The organism is Flavobacterium artemisiae (assembly GCF_042678225.1).
Classification (GTDB): Bacteria; Bacteroidota; Bacteroidia; order Flavobacteriales; family Flavobacteriaceae; genus Flavobacterium; species Flavobacterium artemisiae.
Genome location: NZ_JBHUDZ010000018.1, coordinates 186,813 through 204,503 on the forward strand (window position 1 = coordinate 186,813; position 17,691 = coordinate 204,503).

Below are 17,691 nucleotides of genomic sequence, written 5' to 3' on the forward strand. Positions count from 1 at the left end.
TTATTTTAACTTAACGAGAGTTTATTGTTAAAAAACATTACTTAAGCATTTTGTCTTGATAATTTACAAATCAGCTTAAAGTACTATCATATTCGTCAAAAGCTAATAAAACTTTGGTTCCTTTTCCGATTTCGCTTTCAATCTTAAATTTGATTTGCAATAAATCTGTCATTCTTTTTACAATAAATAATCCCAAACCTGTTCCTTTAATTTCTGAATGATTTAAAGAATCTGATCTAAAAAATGGGTTTAAAATCGATTCCAAATCTTCTTTTACAATTCCGATTCCTTTATCAGAAATGGTACAGATTATTTTGTTTTTTTCTTTAAATAATGAAATCAATATTTCTCCTTCATTATTCGAATATTTTATCGCGTTTGAAATAATATTTCGAAGAATGGTCACAACTAAATAATTATCCGAATAGATAGAAAACTCTTCTTTTGCATCTAAAACAACATTTAGATTTCCTGCTTTAATTTTATCAGAATTTAAAGTTAGAACATCTAAAACAACAGCATTCAAATAAATATTTTCTTTATTAATATTCTGTTTTTGGTTCTCAAAACGAGCCATTAAAAGCAGTTGATCTACAAGTGAATTTAAATGATCTACTTCATTAATACAATAATTAATTTTTTCTTCGTATTCTTTGCTGTCTCTAGGTTTACGAATGAGTACTTCAAGTGTTCCTTTAATAACGGTAAGCGGCGTTCTTAACTCGTGAGAAGCATCAGAAGTGAACTGTTTTTCACGTTCAATTGCATCTTCAATTCGGTTTAATAAATTGTTAATGGTCTTAGAAAGTATAAACAATTCATCGCGCATTTTTGGCAGCGGAATTCTGGTTTTTAAATTATCTTTTGTTATTGCTTTCGAAGTATGGATAATATCATTAATAGGCTTAATACTTCGTCCAGCAAAAAAACGAGCTATAAAAAACAAAAGAAGAAGAATAATGGGAAAAGCAATCAAAAGTGTGTCCAATAAATTCTCCAATACTTTTGAAGAATCAGAAAGTGACATCGCAATAATCAAATAACCAATTTTCTTTTCTTTAATGTGAAGCGGTACCTGAATCTGCCTTATTTTGTTTCCTAATAATTGGGTGTCAAAAAGCTGAAAATGTTCTTTGTTTTCATGAAAAATCAATTTTTCATTTTTAAGATTGGGCGATTTCTCGATTATCTTTTTGTTCAAATCTAAAAACTGTACAAAAACAGGATTTACATCTACAGAATTATGTTCTCTTTCCTCCCATTCTTCAGCATCCATAAGGATTACGACTTTATTTTCTATTTTAATTTCCCTTAAATGATCATTAATTTCAATCCTTAAATTTTCATCAATATGATTGTAAACTGTCAATTTTACAATAAAATAAATTGCAGAAAACACTACCAGAATCAGCAATCCCGTCGTGATAATATAATTTAATGCAATTCTATTTTTAAAAGAAAGTGATGTCATTTTAATCTTGAGCGATATATCCGATGCCGCGAATCGTTTTTATATAATCTTCTTCAATCTTCAAGTTTAGTTTTTTACGAATGGCATTCATAAAAACATCAATTACACCTGTATCATATTCAAAATTAATTGCCCAGACATCGCGCAGAATCTGATTACGTGTACAAACTTTTTCTTTGTTCTGAATTAAATAAGCCAATAATTCAAATTCTCGCTGTGTCAATGCTATTTCTTCTTCGCCTTTAAGAACAATGTGTTTGGACAAATCCATTGTAATAGTTCCTAAGGTTAAAGTTTCGGTTTGCTTTTTACTTCTAAAATGTACTTTTATGCGCTCAACCAATTCTTCAAAACTAAAAGGCTTTTTAATATAATCGTTTGCACCGGCTTTTAAACCTTCTATAGTTTCCTGAACCGTATCTTTTGCTGTTAAAAATATAATTGGCGTAGTTTGATCTTTAATCCTGATTGCCTTGCATAAATCCAATCCGTTTATTTTAGGAATCATCCAGTCCAATAAAATCAAATCAAATTTCTGATTTTGAAGGAGTTCAAAACCTTTAGAACCATCATTTGCGGTTGTAACCTGATAGCCTTCTTCTTGTAAACCTTGTTTTAAAAACTGCACAATGCCTAACTCGTCTTCAATTATTAAAATATGCATTTATCGTAGAATATTAAGGTTTCTGTTTATTTTGTAGATCAAAGGTAGCTATTTTTAGAGTTTTGAAGTGCATCGAAAAAGCTATGTAACCAAGAAAATCAACATCTTAAGCAAACTTTAAGTTAACATTAAGCAAGGTAAAAGTCGAACTTAATCTGCAATTAATGATTCAGAATTAATTTTGTAAAAAAACAAACTGAATGAGCTTTTACAAAAAACTTTCACCTCTTTATAATCTTGCTATACTGTACTTTATAGTAAGTTTTGTGCTTAGAACAGTATTATTCTTTCATCCCATAACTCAAAGCACATTTACATTCATTGAATCGTTGAAAATCTACACTCTAGGTCTTTTTTCAGACTTTTTTGTATTTGTTATAGCTTCTGTTTTTCTTTGGCTGTATCTCATTTTTATCTCCAATTCCAAATATAACAAGCCTTGGGGGTATATTATTTTGGCTGCTTTTGTTTCTCTTTTGATTTATACAGCATCAGGAAAAAGCATTTTTGATGAGTATGGAGGCGCTTTACCTAAAATTGTGACCATTTTTGTGGGTTTAAAAACATTCTTGTTTGGATTGTTTCTCTTTATCCCAAAATATCGTGACAAAATCAGATTCTGGCTTTTTACTTTTGTGATCTTTTTATATGTTTTAATAATACTTCAAAACGGATTAAGTGAGTTTTTCTTTTGGAATGAATTTGGCGTAAAATACAACTTCATCGCTGTTAATTATCTGATTTATACCAATGAAGTTATCGGAAACATTATGCAGTCTTATCCCGTAATACAGTTGTTTTCAGGATTATTTTTGATTACTGCGGCCATTACTTTTTTCATTGTAAAAAGATCAAAAAATTACCTTCAGGAAATTCCGAGTATATCTGAAAAAATCAAGATCAGCGGCATTTATATCGCTTTATTTACAATGTCACTTTTTGCAGTTCCCAATTTGTCTAAAACAGAAAATTCTAGAAATATGTTTGTTAATGAACTACAATCAAACGGATTGTATAAATTTTACTTAGCTTTTCAGAACAACAAACTTGATTATTATAAATTCTACAAAACCATTCCGAATCAGAAAGCATTTGCTATTTTAAAACAACAAATGCCTTCAATATCTGGAAAAAATACTTTGCAAAATATCAGCAATGATTCGTTGGAAACACGTAAAAATGTGGTTTTGATCACGATAGAAAGTTTAAGTGCCGACTTTATGAAAATGTACGGCAACAAACAAAATATTACTCCTTTTCTAGATAGTCTTGCTCAAAAGAGTTTAATTTTTACGAATACCTATGCAGCAGGAAACCGTACCGTTCGCGGTCTTGAAGCAGTAACTTTATGTCTGCCTCCTACCGCAGGCGAAAGTGTTGTAAAAAGAGAAGACAATAAAAATAAATTTTCGACAGGATCTGTTTTTCTTCAAAAGGGATACAATGTGAAATTTATGTACGGAGGTGACGCTTTTTTTGATAACATGCAAGATTTCTTCACTGGAAATGGTTATCAGATTATTGATAAGTCTAACTTTAGTGAAAACGAAATTACTTTTTCTAATGTTTGGGGTGTTTGTGACGAAGATATGTACAATAAAGCGATAAAGGTTATGAATGCGGAGGCGAAAGAAAACAAACCGTTTTTTAACCATATTATGACTGTAAGCAACCACAGGCCTTTTACGTATCCGAATAATAAAATTGATATTCCAGGAAATATTAAATCTCGCGATGGCGGTGTAAAATATACGGATTATGCTTTAAGCCAATTTTTTAAACAGGCTGAAAAACAACCTTGGTATAAAAATACAGTATTTGTAATCGTAGCAGATCATTGTGCGTCCAGCGCTGGCAAAACAGAATTGCCTTTAGACAAATATAGAATTCCTGCTTTTATTTATACACCCGGGAATCAACCTGAAAAATGCGATAAATTAATGTCACAAATTGATTTAATGCCGACTCTTTTTGGCTTGCTTCATTTTGATTATGAAAGTAAATTTTTCGGGCAAGATGTATTAAAACCTGATTATAAACCTAGAGCTTTAATTGCAACTTATCAGGATTTAGGTTTAATAAAAGATAATGTTTTAACGATTATCTCACCAAAACAGCAAATCAAACAGTTTGCTTTAAGACATAATGAAAAAGCTGGAATTGCACCTGAATTTCAAATACATTATGATGAAATTCCAATGAAATCAGAAAATAAAACTTTGGTCAATCAGACCATTTCTTATTATCAATCGGCTTCTTATTTATTAAAAGAAAAAGAATATCAATTTAAAGATTTAACGTCAAAGAATGCCAAGCTTTATGCTAAAGTTCGTTAAAAGTTAAAAATAAAAAAGCCTCAAATTCAATGAATTTGAGGCTTTTTTTAAAGTCTGTATTTCTAGTTTGAAACCTTAAACTTCAAACAAAAATTAGTCATTTTGATTTTTCATTCCAAATAAATCTCCTTTTTGGAATAATTTTAAATCTTCCTGCAAAGATGGATAATTTCTTTGTGTAACCGATGGCGCGTCCAAATCACTCAAATCTGGTTTTCCAGCATTTACCCATGCAGTATACCAAAAACTTGCCGTTGCAGTAATAGCTTTTCTCATTTGGCCCTCTACCATTCCGTTTAATTGTTCATGCAGTTTTTTAGCATACTCATCAGAAAAGACAGCAGTATTGTATTTCGTTTTCAATACTTTTCCTTCTGCGTCCATTTTAAATACTTTATCCTGTGGAGTTGCAGTTCTCAGCTTTTTATCAATATCCAATAACGGCTGTGCCAAGGTGTGCGTATCATTAATCATGTCCCAAATTGCTTTGTGAACATCTGTATAATACTGTGCTTCAGGAACATTTAATTTATAATTTTTAACGTATAATTCTGGCAATCTGCTTTCCCAAAGTGAATGAATTCCTTTTTGATCAGTCAATTGACCATCATGATTTGCAGATGTATGCAATGGCATGTGCGCATCACCAATGTAATGGCCTAAATCTGCGGCAAGAAATAAGATTTCAGCTCTGTTTTTGTCCTTAAAAGCTTTAGTCAGCTTTGCCATCATATCTTCAATATACCAAGGTAAAATTCCGTTATCACTTAAGAATTTAGCCTCGTATTTTTGTTTTGCTTCTTCTAATGTCTGTGGATAAGTATCAGCTGCACCGAAGTTTTCCATGTCAAAATAATGTCTCGGACCTTCTTCTTTATAATTTAAAGCATACTTACGGATATCTGGAACCGATGCTTCTTGTGTAATAAAATCAATGTGATTGTAAAAAAACATCTGTAATTGTTTTGGTAAAGCCATTACAGCTGCTTTGTTAATACGTTCGTGGCCAACAATTCCCCACGATAAGGTTAAAAAACCAACTGCTAATACTAATAAAGTGATTAGTCTTGGTTTAATTCTAAAGTTTTTCATTTGTTTTTATTTGAGGGGGCAAATTTACCTTATTTATATACATAATTCAAAAATATAACAGCGAATATTATCATATTTTCACTTTTAATGCATTCAGGCAATTTCATTGCTGTTTTTTCTAAATTGTACTTCAAAACAAATCGCTATTTTTGTACAACTTTTACTTTAATATACACCGATGCGCTTTATATACACCTTTATTTTTGTCCTGATATTTTCGAATTCTATTTTTTCACAAAGTCAAGAAACTTTCCTCAAAAAAGTCAGCGATACGATATTAAATACTTCAAGAACATTAAAAGTTCCAGATCCTTTTAATGCTGAAAAAACTACTCTAAAATTGTTTCCTGGTAAAATATTTCATTATCCTGATAAAAATACGTTTATAAACTGGATTTGTAAAACCTGCAAACCGCAAGACTATCCTGATGCTAATGAGATGGATGGCGATCAATCATTTCCTTACTCAGAAGGCGTGGCGACAAGAATACTTAAAAACATTGATTATTCAGATTCAAAAGGAAATCAATTTAAGTTATTGTTTTTCAATCATTCAGCTGGCGACGAAGATGGCTTGCAAGTCAGCCGTTTTACGGGTGGATTGGTAGGTTTGGCTAAATTCGCTAAAAATGGAACTATTTGGGAAATGAAGTCTTTTCAACCTGCGATTACTGCATTTGGTTCTTTTTCTCAATCTCCTAAACCAGAATTGGTACAGATTGGCGAAGATCAATATGCATTTACCATAAGACATTCTAATGGCGGGCCAGGTGCTCCTTACTATGGAATATTGTATCTTATTGCTGGATTTGAAGGCAGATATCAGCCTATAATGCAAGTAGATGGTTATTCACTTTCGAATAGTCCTAATTCCGATTGGTCAAGTTCTTATACCGTTGTTACCGATAATGGTAAAAAGTTTTTCCGCGATTTTATAATCACAACCACAGGCACTTACAGACAGGCAAAAAACACGGAAGATGATTATGAAGTCGGCGTTCCCGAAGAAATTGCAGCAATGGCAAAAACCAAAAAAGAATTTGATTTTGTGATCGAAAAGCGTTTTTCTTTTAAAGGCAAAAAATACACTCTTGTTGGCAAACCCGTTGTGAAGTTTTCGAAAATAAAATAAATCAGCCTAGATAAAGTATTGTCGCTAAACTTAATGTTGAAATAAATATCCAAAGAAAAACACCTTGTAATAGTGGCTTTACACCTACTTTTTTTAAAGTATCGAAGTTTAATGTGGCACCAATTAAAAACAAAGTAATAGTCAATCCGCTTTTAGAAATACTAACAATATGAGGCGCTAAAACTGAAATACTTGGCACATAAGAATTTAAAAGCATTGCTAAAACAAATAACCCGATGAAATAAGGAATTTTGATTTTTGTTCCAGCGCTTCGGGATTGCTTATTAAAGAATAATAGTGTCAAAAGAGAGATCGGAATAATCCATAGTGCTCTGGCTAATTTTACAGTTGTCGCAACCTGCAAAGCTTCGGCACCATATTTATTAGCAGCGCCAACGACAGAACTTGTATCATGAATGGCAATGGCGCACCACAAACCAAAATCTTTTTGAGAGAGATCGAATTGATGACCGATATACGGAAAAGCAAATAAGGCAATAGAATTTAAAATAAAAATTACACCTAAAGCAATTGAAGTCTGATTTTCGTTTGATTTTATTACAGGTGAAATCGCTGCAATGGCACTTCCGCCGCAGATCGCTGTTCCGCAAGAAATTAAATGCGATGTTTTTTTATCGGTTTTAAGCCATTTGCCCAATAAGAAACCGAAAACTAAAGTGCTGAAAATTGAAAAAACGGTTAACACAAAACCTTCTTTTCCCGCAGCTAATGCGCTTGAAGCATTCATTCCGAATCCTAAACCAACTACAGAAAATTGAAGTAAAAAGGTGATTGCTTTATGATTAAAAGCTATAAATGGATTTCCAAAAACATTGACCAAAACAACTCCAATTAATAATGCAATCGGAGGCGAAATTACCGAAAGTAAACACAATGCAACTACAGCAACAAAAATAGCCTGCTGCAAATAATGATTAATTTCGAATAATTGTGAAGCGGTATGCTGATTGGTTTTCAAAACAAAGGGTATTTAAATATTTACCCTGCAAAGTTCTGTTCTTTCTTCAAATTATGCCAATCGTTAATAACAATTGACTATAACTTAAGGTTATAATTGTCTGAAATATTCTGAATAAATAATTCCGATAAAGGATCGGATTTTCCTAAAAGTGTTATGATATAAAAATATCTTTCGATATCTAATTTTTCAACATCCAAAACAATCAACTCTTTATTCAACAATTCCTTACTTACAGCATGAATAGACATAAAAGCAAAACAATCAGAATTTAAAAGATATGATTTTATGCTTTCTGTACTTCCTAACTGCATTTCGATTTGAAGATCAGCGAATTTTAATCCTGCTTTTTTAAGCGCAAATTCGATAACTTCAAGTGTGCCAGAGCCACGTTCGCGCGTTATGAATTTCATTGATTTTAAATCATTTACTGAAATTTCATTTTGCTTTGCCAATGGATTTTCACTTCTACAGACTAAAACCAATTCGTCTTTCAAAAACGGAATGTATTTTATAGACTGATTTTTAGATTGTCCTTCTACAATTCCGATTTCAATTTCTTTATTGATTAAGGCACTTTCAATTTGTTCTGTATTTCCATTCAGCAAATTGACTTTTATATCTTTTTGTTTTTGATGAAAACGAGCCAAAATAGGAGAAATAATATATTGCGAAATGGTTGTGCTTGATCCCAATCGCAATAATCCTTGGCGTTCTTTGCTAAAAGAACTCATTTCAAAATCTATTTGGCGATATATTTCGAATATATTTTTAGTGTATTTCAGAAGTAGTTTTCCTGCTGGTGTTAAGGCAATTTTAGAACCATTTCTTTCAAAAAGCTTGGTTTTGTAGGTTTCTTCGAGTTCTTGAATATGTTTGGAAACAGCTGGCTGTGAGATGTATAATTCTGTAGCCGCTTTCGTAAAATTAAGGCGTAGCGCAACGGTGTAAAATACTTTAAGCCTGAAATCCATAATCATAAATTTTTAATTCGTAATCCACTTTCCTCAGTAGTATTTTTTTTGCAATAAAATAATTTTAAAATTTATAACAAAAGTTCAGGTCGATACTCAAAATGCATTGTGTCGTAATGTTTCCAATTTCCTCCCCAAATAAAGCCATATTTTTCAAAAATTGAAACTAGCTTGAGCGGGATTTGATTTCTATACGAAAGAGTAACTTCTTCATTTTTACATTTACAATCCCATTGCCAATAATTAGAATTCTTGACATTAATATCTATTGTCATTCCATAACTATGCATGCTCAATCGGTTTGTTCCTGAAATTTTTCTCCAACTAAATGTACCTCCAATAGCAGTAATGTATTTTTTAAATTCTGGATTACTATCTAATTCTGCAGAGAGTTTTTTTACTATTTTATCAATTCCATTTACAGTTGTTACTTTTATTTTCTGATTGACTAATTTCGGACACCAAACAATTTCAGTCATTTTTGACTCAACTTCTGATTTTGATTTTCCGTAAATTTTCTTAAAAAAAGCTTCATTTCGAATTCTTCCTGCATCTTCCTTTGGAATTAAATTTTTCTCTGCTTTATTATAAACAAACTTAAATTGATCCTCAATATCAGGATTATCTAATAATTCTTGATTCGTTTTATTTTTAAAATCATCATAAATTAAACTTGATTTATCATTAAAAATAATTTTATTGTCTTTATAACCAAAAATTTGATCTGGATATGCTTTAATTAATTTTTGAACATTCAATGGGATTTCTTGAGCAAAAGCATTTTGAAATATAAGGACTAAAAAAAAGAATCGTTTCATTTAAAAACGTTTTAATTGTGAAGAACTGAAAGTCCATTCGGGAGTTTTCAGAGAAGTTCCAAAATCAACAGCGTACCAAGGACTCAACGAACTATTATTTGGATTTTTCAATATTTGAATTTCCTGTGCCGGCATATAACTTTGCGCCAAAAGCATGATTTTTTGATTATTTTTTGGATTCACAGCAATATCAACTACAATAACAGCGTGACCTGGAAAGCCTCCTTTTATAAAAACATCCCCTATTTTTATGTCTGAAACATTAATTGATTTCAGTTCTTTTTCTAACGAAGCCGTTCCTGCATACATAAAAACTGTCTCTAAGTATTTCCAATAAGTTTCATAACTCTCAGATGGTTTTGCAGTTTTAACCCAACTAGTTTTGTTGCCTTTAATTGCAATTCTGTAACCTTCAGCCCATTTACTAAAATCAGCTCGAAAACCATTTGTAAAATTAAAATGTATCTTATCGTACTGTTTTTGGCTGTAAAAATAATCGGCTCGTAAACGCATCACGGCATCAGCACATTGATGCAGATCGCGTTTTCCAATGGGTAAATCTACAACCGCTTCATAAACGTTTCGATTTGGTTTTACAGTTCCATCAAAATATAAAACATTTGAACCCGAAGGTTTTAATGGAAGATTACGCAAAAAAAAATCAAATGACGTTTTAGGTTCTCCTTCTCTTACAAAACCCTGAGGCAGTTGAAAACGTTGCTCAATCGTGTTCCCCAAAAGATTGTTTTTGTTGGTATTATTTGTCTTTGAAAATGAAAAAAAACAAAAAATTATCATCAAAATTGATACAATAAAAAAGAATTTAGCTTTCATAATTTTAGACTTTTAATTTATAACCATGAGATTACAAAATGCCAGAAGGAATTCGATTATTATTTCATCACAACAATCCGTTATATTTTCTAACAAACCATTCCGTTGCCAATAAAACAGCAATCAAAATTAACAACCAAACCCAATCAATAATTGGAGTTTTGCTTGAAATATTTTTTTCTATGGATTTGTATTCTTTGCTTTCTAAAAGTGTATTGATTAATTGATCTGCCTGATTTTCAAAAAATGCTTTTCCGTTTGTCTGCTGTGCTAATTGCTGCAGTTTCAAAACATCAGGATTTACAAATTGCTTTTCGATATCAAAATCTAAAATTTCAAAATGACTTGCGTAAGAGGTGTTTGAATTTAATTCTTTAACTACAAAATTATATTTACCTGCCGGAAGTCCTTCTAAATTGGCAGAGAAAGAGTTACTTCCTTTTAGCAAATCATAATTTTTAGTTTGTTTTGTTGCTGCATTTACAACATTAATTGTAAGTCTCGCTTTTTCGTCAAACTCATAATTTTTATTAAAATACTGTGCATTGATAATTATTTCTTCTCCAGAATTATAAAAATTCTCGTGTGTTACTACCAATGATTTTTTCGTTGCTGCAGAAGCTAAATATTGAATTATTTTATCAATAAAAACATCGTATTTCTCAAATGACTGATTGTCGACATGACTTTGCAAACGCCATTTCCAGCTGTTTTCTCCTAACAGAAAGGCAGTTCTTTTTCCTTGATTTTCAGTGAAAGCCAATAAAGGCGAATTGGTAGAAACGTTTCTGATTTTTGATGAAAGTAAAACGGAAACATTTCCGTTAGTAGAAATAGTCCCAAATGGATTCTGAACTGGCGGGAAATTTTCGAAACCGATATTATCAATTGCAAAAAGATTAAAATCAGAATGGAATTCTGTTAGAAAATCTTCTCTTTGTCCGCTCATTTTAAAAACCAGATTATTTTGCTGCTGATTTAAAAAATTGAAATCGGTGTTGTTTCCTGTTATAATAAAGGTGTTGGTGCCTGCTAATTTATTATTGTCGAAAATTGCATTAAAAGCAGTTGTCGGCTGATATAAAACCAAAACCGAAACATCTTGTAACTCGTTAATTTGATTTGGCTTAACCAAAATTACTTTACGTTGTGCATTAACTTCGATTGAACGTTTTAACGACGCAATATCTGGGTGATTTATAGAAGAAACAATTGCAATTGTAGATTTTTGATCGATTATTTCGACAGCAAAATTCTTGATATTATTATAGCTGTTTTTTTCTTTTGCCGCAGATTGAATACTGGCTTTATAAATCTGTAAACCTACTTTGTCTGCAGGTAATAACATATTTAAAGAAGCTGTTTTTTTGGAAGGCGAAAAAGAAAGTTTTTCTTTGGCTACGATAGTATTTCCTTGTGAAATAGTAAATTCTGCATTGGTGGTTTTATCTCCGGCATATTGCAGAAAAACTTCTACAGGAAATTTATTTTTATGAAAAGCGTATTTATTTACGTTTAGCTGATTGATTTTTAAATCAAAAAAGGTGGTTGTATCTCCCACAACCAAAGGATAAACTTTATTGACAGGATCAAAACGATATACATAATCGTTTCCTGTAGTCTGGTTTCCGTCTGTAATAATTACAGTTGGGAAAGTCAGGTTTTTGTTGATGCTTTTTAGATTTTTTGCCGCTTCGTCTAAATTGGTTTGATTTCCCTTGAAATCAAATTGTTCAGAAGGTTTAAAATCGGCATCAAATTGATAAGACTGAATTTCAAATTTCTCTTTTAAAGCTGGATTTGAAACTATTTTTTGATATAATTCTACAACTTTTTTATCTGAATTTAAAGCGGTAATAGAACTAGAATTATCTACCACAACCGCTAATGGGGTTTTGGTAATTTCGAGCGAATTCTTTGTAATTATCGGATTTATCAATAAAACCAACAATCCGAAAATGGCCAGAAAACGTAAAAAAGCCAAAAGTATCATCACATTGGATTTACTTTTGGCTTTAAAAAAATATTGAAAATACGACAAACCACCAGCAATTACTAAAGAAAGCAATAATAAAAGAATCGTGTTTGTAGTCATATTTGTAATTTAATGATTGGAAGAAATTAATTCAAAAGCAAAACCTTTGAATCTTTGCAACTTAGAACCTTAGTATCTTAGGTAAGCATTCCTCCGCAAACATTAAGAACTTGTCCTGTAATGTAACCGCTTAAGTCTGAAGCTAGGAAAAGACAAGCGTTTGCTACATCTTCTGTACTTCCGCCGCGTTTTAACGGAATACCTTCTCTCCATCCTTTTACTACATCTTCAGATAGTTTTGCAGTCATTTCGGTTTCAATAAAACCTGGAGCGATTGCATTGCAGCGAATATTACGAGAACCTAATTCTAAGGCTACTGATTTTGTAAATCCGATTGCACCAGCTTTTGAAGCTGCATAGTTCGTTTGACCTGCATTTCCAGAAACTCCAACCACAGAACTAATGTTAATGATTGAACCAGCTCTTTGTTTTAAGAATGTTTTCTGAATCGCTTTTGTCATATTAAAAACTGATTTCAAGTTAACAGCAATTACTTCATCGAAATCTGCTTCTGACATACGCATTAACAAATTATCTTTTGTAATTCCGGCATTATTGATTAAGATATCAACAGTTCCAAAATCAGCTAAAACTGCATCTACAAAAGTTTGTGCTTGGTCAAAGTCAGCTGCATTAGATTGGTAACCTTTTGCTTTTATACCCAAAGCATTCAATTCTGTTTCAAGTGCTTCTGCAGATGCTGCAGATGAACTATATGTAAACGCAACGTTTGCTCCGTGTTTAGCAAAAACTTCAGCAATTCCTTTTCCGATTCCGCGACTAGCGCCGGTAATAATTGCTACTTTTCCTTCTAGTAATTTCATATTAAGGTATTCGTTTTTATTTTTGAAATACAAATATAGAGTATTTGGTCATTCTATAAAATTTACAACAGAAAAAAAGGTTTTGAAATATTGAATATTCTATTATTATGTTAATATAAAACTTTAAAAGTTAAGCATACAATATAAACTTAAAACAGCTATCAAAAATTCGATAGCTGTTTAAAAAATTATAAATAAAAGGGTAATTTAACAAATTATTGGCGGTGCAAACTCATCGTTAGGATCTGGACACAACGTGGGTACAATTGCTGGATTATGAGCACATGGATAAAAAGGATATGAAGAAGGTGAACTGAGTGGAGGAGCAAAAACGACGCACCTCGGTTGAATATTCCCACCAGCAATACTTTTTAATTGTTGAGTAGTAAGTAATTCAATTTTTTCAAAATTTAAAATTTTCTTTAGCATAGTAAATAGGTTTTTAAAAATTTTTCATATACTCATACGTTTTATGTCTGATGAGTTTCAGACCTAGAAAAACTATTATGATTAACTTTTTCCAGGATAAATATATTTAAATAAATTTAAATTATGTAGGTTTTTATTTAAAAAAGCACACTTTCTTATTTTATAATAACAAGAAAAGCGATTCATAATTGAACCGCCTTCTCCAAAATAAAAAAATAAAACTAAAATTTTTTAAAAGTAATTTTGTTTGCCATAATTATTTTAGTTTTGAAAACAGCCCGCTTAACGAGCTGTTTTCTTTTGAAATTAAAACAAATCTTTACAATTGATAAGTAGTTATCCTGAAATTAGTACTAAAACTTGTAATAGTCCAAACTGGATTACTAAATGTAATTGTGAAGTTTTCTTTCTTAATATACATACCATTAGGGTTAAAAAACTCATCATCAAGTTCTTTCAAAAATGCTGGAGCTGGTATATAAGCCGAACCATTATCCCAAGAATCATGAGTAAATACAAGTGTTTTATTCGTTGCGTTTTCACTAGTCGTAAAATTGTGATAAACACTTGGTCTTCCTCCATTAAAACGGTACTCGATATAATTTCCAAAAGCGGAATTGAAATAAATCTGAATTCTGCTTATTTTTTGATTTGCTGGCAAGGTTGCATTTGCTTTATCCAATAAAGCCTTACATAAAGTAGAAGTTGTTGGCGCAGTATAAAGATTTGCAGCTATATAACCTAAAACTAGCTGTGGTTTTCCTGGCAGCAAGTTTTTATAATCATCAGTTATTACTAGAGGCTTGGTTGAATATCTTATAGTTGCACTTACACCACCTGTTCCAGTAGCTGTAAAACTTCCGTCAGCATCATTGTATGTAAATACACTTAATTTTTGTCCTCCAACTTCTACAGCTGGACTAACTACGATTCCTGTTGGCGAATAGCCAATTCCTAATTCATAACTAAACGAGAAGCCTGTTTCTAAAGAATTTGCTTCTGCAAAACGAGTAACAGCTGAAAATGAGAAATCAAATTGGTGTTTTGTTGTACCATCATTAGTTTCCAATAATCTGAACAATGGTCTTGATGCTGCTCCAATTACATTTTGCTCCATTAGCAGGTTTTTAGTCAAATCGATCCAATCTTGTGGAGTTGCTTTTACAAAACGAATTTCCATACCATTCCTATTGGCTTTAAAAATGATTTGTCCGTCTTCCTGTCCATAATACAAAAACTGAAAATCGCCTAAATATCCTTTCGCTCTTAAAGCAGGAATTGGATAATTATCTGATTCTGATAATAAATGTATTCTGTTAGCTGTTGTAAAAACTAAGCTTACAGTACTTCCAAGCTGAATATCATATTCACTTTTGTAAACCTTAGAATCACTATCAAAATCGGATGCCATCTCTACTTTTCCATCAGCACTGAATTTAAATAAGTGTGTATAACCTCCTAGAACAGTATTGTCTGTAAAATAAACCGCTTTCCACCCAAACTCAGAAGATAAAAGAGCATCATTCAATTCAGATTTTCTTGCATTTAAACGTTCGGTCGGAGATTTATCAAATAAAGGATCTGCCTCTGTACTATCATTATTACAAGCAGTTATTTGCAACATTAAAAAAGCTGCAAATAAGTATTTAATTATATTTTTTACTTTCATAACACTGTTTTTTAATTGTTTACTACTGCAGTTGTATTTTTTTCCGCTTCATCACGAAGAGCATAAAAATCCATATTATAAGCCTCTTTAAAATATTTCACAACCAATGCCTCTTTTGCTTTTAAAGCTGCCAAAGCAGTTGCACTTTTAATGTTGGCTAAAAAAGTAGCATATTCTGCCTTAGAATAAATCAAAATCATTGCTGCTGTTTCTGCAAAATCTTCATTGATGTTTGATCTTGCATAACTGGTAATAAAACCAATCTCATTAGAAACTGGAATTGTATAATTGTACCAATCTGCTGTATAACCTACAGGAGTAATTGCAGACCATGCTTTTTCGTCAAACGGTTTATTCTGATTCAAAATGTGAATATATTCATGTTGAATAGTATGAATAAACTCCGTCACATTGGCACGATTACTTTTGTTGATATAATCTGTTTCAAACAATGTTACTCGCTGGCCACCTTCGGCCAAACCAAGTGTTCTTGTTCCAACACTGTTTAAGTTTACCCCACCAACTAAGACAATTTCTCTTGGAGCAATTTTTTTTACAAAATCTGATCCACCAATTGTGGCATAACTTTTTAACCAAATTGTTTGTACAATTTCTAATGCCGGCTGTACCTTTTCTAATGTAGGCGGAAACAAAAATCGACTGTTGTCAACCGTGTTTTGATTCCATTTGTACTGTACGTTAATATTATATGGATTTAAATAATTAGTATCAATCCAATTATCTAATGCCGTTTTTGCAGGTTGATTAAAATCTAACTGACTTTCAGTAGGCTGATCTTCGTGAGCACATGAAAATGAAAGTACAGAAACCAATGCCAGAACAGCTATTTTATTGTATTTTAAAAGTTTCATAAGAATTGATTTTTAAAGATTATCTAGGATTTAACTCAACACCAGTCGCTGATGCATGAAGCGGAATCTGCAAAGCGCGGCGTTTATCATCTTTCACTAAAATATTAACTGGTTTATTGTACGTCTCATGTGTAACTACGATATTAAAACGTTTCACATCAAACCATCTCATCCCTTCGTGTACAAAATCTCTTCGTCTTGTTTCTGCAATAGCTTTTACATAAGATGTTTGTACTGGTGTCATAGCATAAAAAGGTGTGTATTCGTCTGCTATTACTGGATATTTTGCTACAACTTTAGCTTCAGTAACTTTGTCTGTCGCAACATAACCTGTCGTTCTTGTAGATAAGAAATACTCTAATTCGTCGTTAGCCAAAGCAATTTGTCCTTTCATTACGTGAGCCTCGATTCTGTTTAAGAAAAACTCATCATTACTCAATAAAACTTCTGCTGTATAAGGCTCTCCAATTCCTGCTGTAACGTTAGTATATTTAAAATACTCATAAAACTTTGGTACATATACAGTTATACTATTGTTCGAAGAATAAAAGCTATACAGCCATGTTTTGTTAAAAAGACTCGTAGCAGATCCGAAAATTTCAGGATATCTTGCTGCAGAAAGGTAAAATCTATTTTGATATGACGATCTGCGAACGATTGAATTTGGAGAAACGATTAATAAATTGGTTTCTTCACCTACACCAGCATAAGCAATTCTTTGGTTATCAAGCGCTAAAAGCTTGTAAGCAGCATAATCTCTTAGTTTTCCTACTGGTCTTGCTGCAAAATCATCTGACATTTCAATTACTTTGTCCCAATCTCCTTTAATCAAGTAAAAACGGCTGGCAAAAGCTTTAGCTGCATTTTTATTAAAATGAAATTTTGGCTCCTTGTAATCATTTGTTACATATTTCAAACCTTCTACAAGATCTTTTTCTATAAATTGAAATACTTCTGCTACTGTATTACGCTTGTACTTTGCAACTAATTCCTTTTCTGGTTTTGTTACATACGGAATTCCAAGATCTGTTGTTGCAGTTGCTGGGTTGTAACGTTGTGACCAAAAAGAAACCAGCATAAAATGTGAATATGCTCTTGCTAAAAGCGCCTCTCCTTTTTGAGGATTTAAAGTCGCTGGACTTCCTAATTCTTCTATAGCCTCTAAAGCTTTGTTGGCATGAGCAATTGCTTTGTAGCAAGCATCCCAATAATAAGCTTGTGTATCAATTTGAGAATTTTCTGTTTGAATTTCCCAATTGTAACTCTGCTCATTTTTTAAAATTGTTTCTGGCAGCTGGCTGTCAAATACGTTATCAGACATGGTCTCAGCAATATCAAAGTAACTCATCTGTGGATAAGCACTTACTAATAATTCAGAGATTTTTTCTGGTGTATCTATTTCGGTTCTATTATCTGGCTTTTCAGAAAGAAAATCATCGCAGCTTACAATACTAATAAGTATTAAAAGGGATAAAGCTATTTTAAGTTTTTTCATATTTTTA

At 31.8% G+C, this 17,691-nt stretch carries 15 protein-coding genes; 2 read left to right on the forward strand and 13 right to left on the reverse strand.

The genetic code is table 11. The features are described from left to right. Nucleotides 1-70: 70 nt before the first annotated feature. Nucleotides 71-1,471, reverse strand: a complete 1,401-nt coding sequence (locus tag ACFSC2_RS20550) for a sensor histidine kinase (protein WP_379812878.1) — start codon at nt 1,469-1,471, stop codon at nt 71-73. 1 nt (nt 1,472) lies between these two features. Next, entirely contained in the window at nt 1,473-2,135 is a 663-nt protein-coding gene (locus tag ACFSC2_RS20555) for a response regulator transcription factor (RefSeq protein ID WP_379812879.1), read from the reverse strand. Nucleotides 2,136-2,335: 200 nt separating this feature from the next. Here ACFSC2_RS20555 and ACFSC2_RS20560 point away from each other — a divergent pair, with 200 nt between their 5' ends. After that, nucleotides 2,336-4,471, forward strand: coding sequence for an LTA synthase family protein (locus ACFSC2_RS20560; RefSeq protein ID WP_379812880.1), 2,136 nt, complete (start codon nt 2,336-2,338; stop codon nt 4,469-4,471). Between the two features lie 93 nt (nt 4,472-4,564). On the opposite strand, the gene ACFSC2_RS20565 is transcribed toward ACFSC2_RS20560, so the two are convergent. Continuing rightward, on the reverse strand, nt 4,565-5,563 hold the full coding sequence (locus tag ACFSC2_RS20565; protein ID WP_379812881.1) for a zinc dependent phospholipase C family protein: 999 nt from the start codon (nt 5,561-5,563) through the stop codon (nt 4,565-4,567). 178 nt (nt 5,564-5,741) lie between these two features. Between ACFSC2_RS20565 and ACFSC2_RS20570 the strand changes: the two genes are divergently transcribed. Then, on the forward strand, nt 5,742-6,695 hold the full coding sequence (locus ACFSC2_RS20570) for a hypothetical protein (RefSeq protein WP_379812882.1): 954 nt from the start codon (nt 5,742-5,744) through the stop codon (nt 6,693-6,695). A gap of 1 nt (nt 6,696) precedes the next feature. Here the strand turns inward: ACFSC2_RS20570 and ACFSC2_RS20575 are convergent, their stop codons facing one another. The 10 genes from ACFSC2_RS20575 to ACFSC2_RS20620 all read right to left on the reverse strand — a co-directional run bounded on the left by ACFSC2_RS20575 (nt 6,697) and on the right by ACFSC2_RS20620 (nt 17,684). Further along, entirely contained in the window at nt 6,697-7,674 is a 978-nt protein-coding gene (locus tag ACFSC2_RS20575; RefSeq protein WP_379812883.1) for a YeiH family protein, read from the reverse strand. A gap of 77 nt (nt 7,675-7,751) precedes the next feature. Then, nucleotides 7,752-8,648 (reverse strand): LysR family transcriptional regulator, encoded by an 897-nt coding sequence (locus ACFSC2_RS20580; protein WP_379812884.1) that lies wholly within the window; start codon nt 8,646-8,648, stop codon nt 7,752-7,754. A gap of 71 nt (nt 8,649-8,719) precedes the next feature. Next, entirely contained in the window at nt 8,720-9,466 is a 747-nt protein-coding gene (locus tag ACFSC2_RS20585; protein ID WP_379812885.1) for a M15 family metallopeptidase, read from the reverse strand. Further along, on the reverse strand, nt 9,467-10,204 hold the full coding sequence (locus ACFSC2_RS20590) for a DUF4846 domain-containing protein (RefSeq protein WP_379812886.1): 738 nt from the start codon (nt 10,202-10,204) through the stop codon (nt 9,467-9,469). A gap of 163 nt (nt 10,205-10,367) precedes the next feature. Then, the gene (locus ACFSC2_RS20595) at nt 10,368-12,395 is read right to left on the reverse strand and encodes a hypothetical protein (RefSeq protein WP_379812888.1); all 2,028 of its coding nucleotides are present in this window, start codon (nt 12,393-12,395) and stop codon (nt 10,368-10,370) included. A gap of 77 nt (nt 12,396-12,472) precedes the next feature. Then, entirely contained in the window at nt 12,473-13,219 is a 747-nt protein-coding gene (fabG, locus tag ACFSC2_RS20600; protein ID WP_379812890.1) for a 3-oxoacyl-[acyl-carrier-protein] reductase, read from the reverse strand. 207 nt (nt 13,220-13,426) lie between these two features. Continuing rightward, nucleotides 13,427-13,648 carry a hypothetical protein gene (locus ACFSC2_RS20605; protein ID WP_379812892.1) on the reverse strand — a complete coding sequence of 74 codons (222 nt, stop codon included), beginning with the start codon at nt 13,646-13,648 and terminating at the stop codon, nt 13,427-13,429. A 319-nt stretch (nt 13,649-13,967) separates the two neighbouring features. After that, nucleotides 13,968-15,317, reverse strand: a complete 1,350-nt coding sequence (locus tag ACFSC2_RS20610; protein WP_379812894.1) for a DUF4302 domain-containing protein — start codon at nt 15,315-15,317, stop codon at nt 13,968-13,970. 11 nt (nt 15,318-15,328) lie between these two features. Next, the gene (locus ACFSC2_RS20615) at nt 15,329-16,189 is read right to left on the reverse strand and encodes a substrate import-associated zinc metallohydrolase lipoprotein (RefSeq protein ID WP_379812896.1); all 861 of its coding nucleotides are present in this window, start codon (nt 16,187-16,189) and stop codon (nt 15,329-15,331) included. A gap of 19 nt (nt 16,190-16,208) precedes the next feature. Continuing rightward, a complete protein-coding gene (locus ACFSC2_RS20620) occupies nt 16,209-17,684 on the reverse strand; it encodes a RagB/SusD family nutrient uptake outer membrane protein (RefSeq protein WP_379812898.1) in 1,476 nt (491 codons plus the stop codon). Nucleotides 17,685-17,691 lie beyond the last annotated feature (7 nt).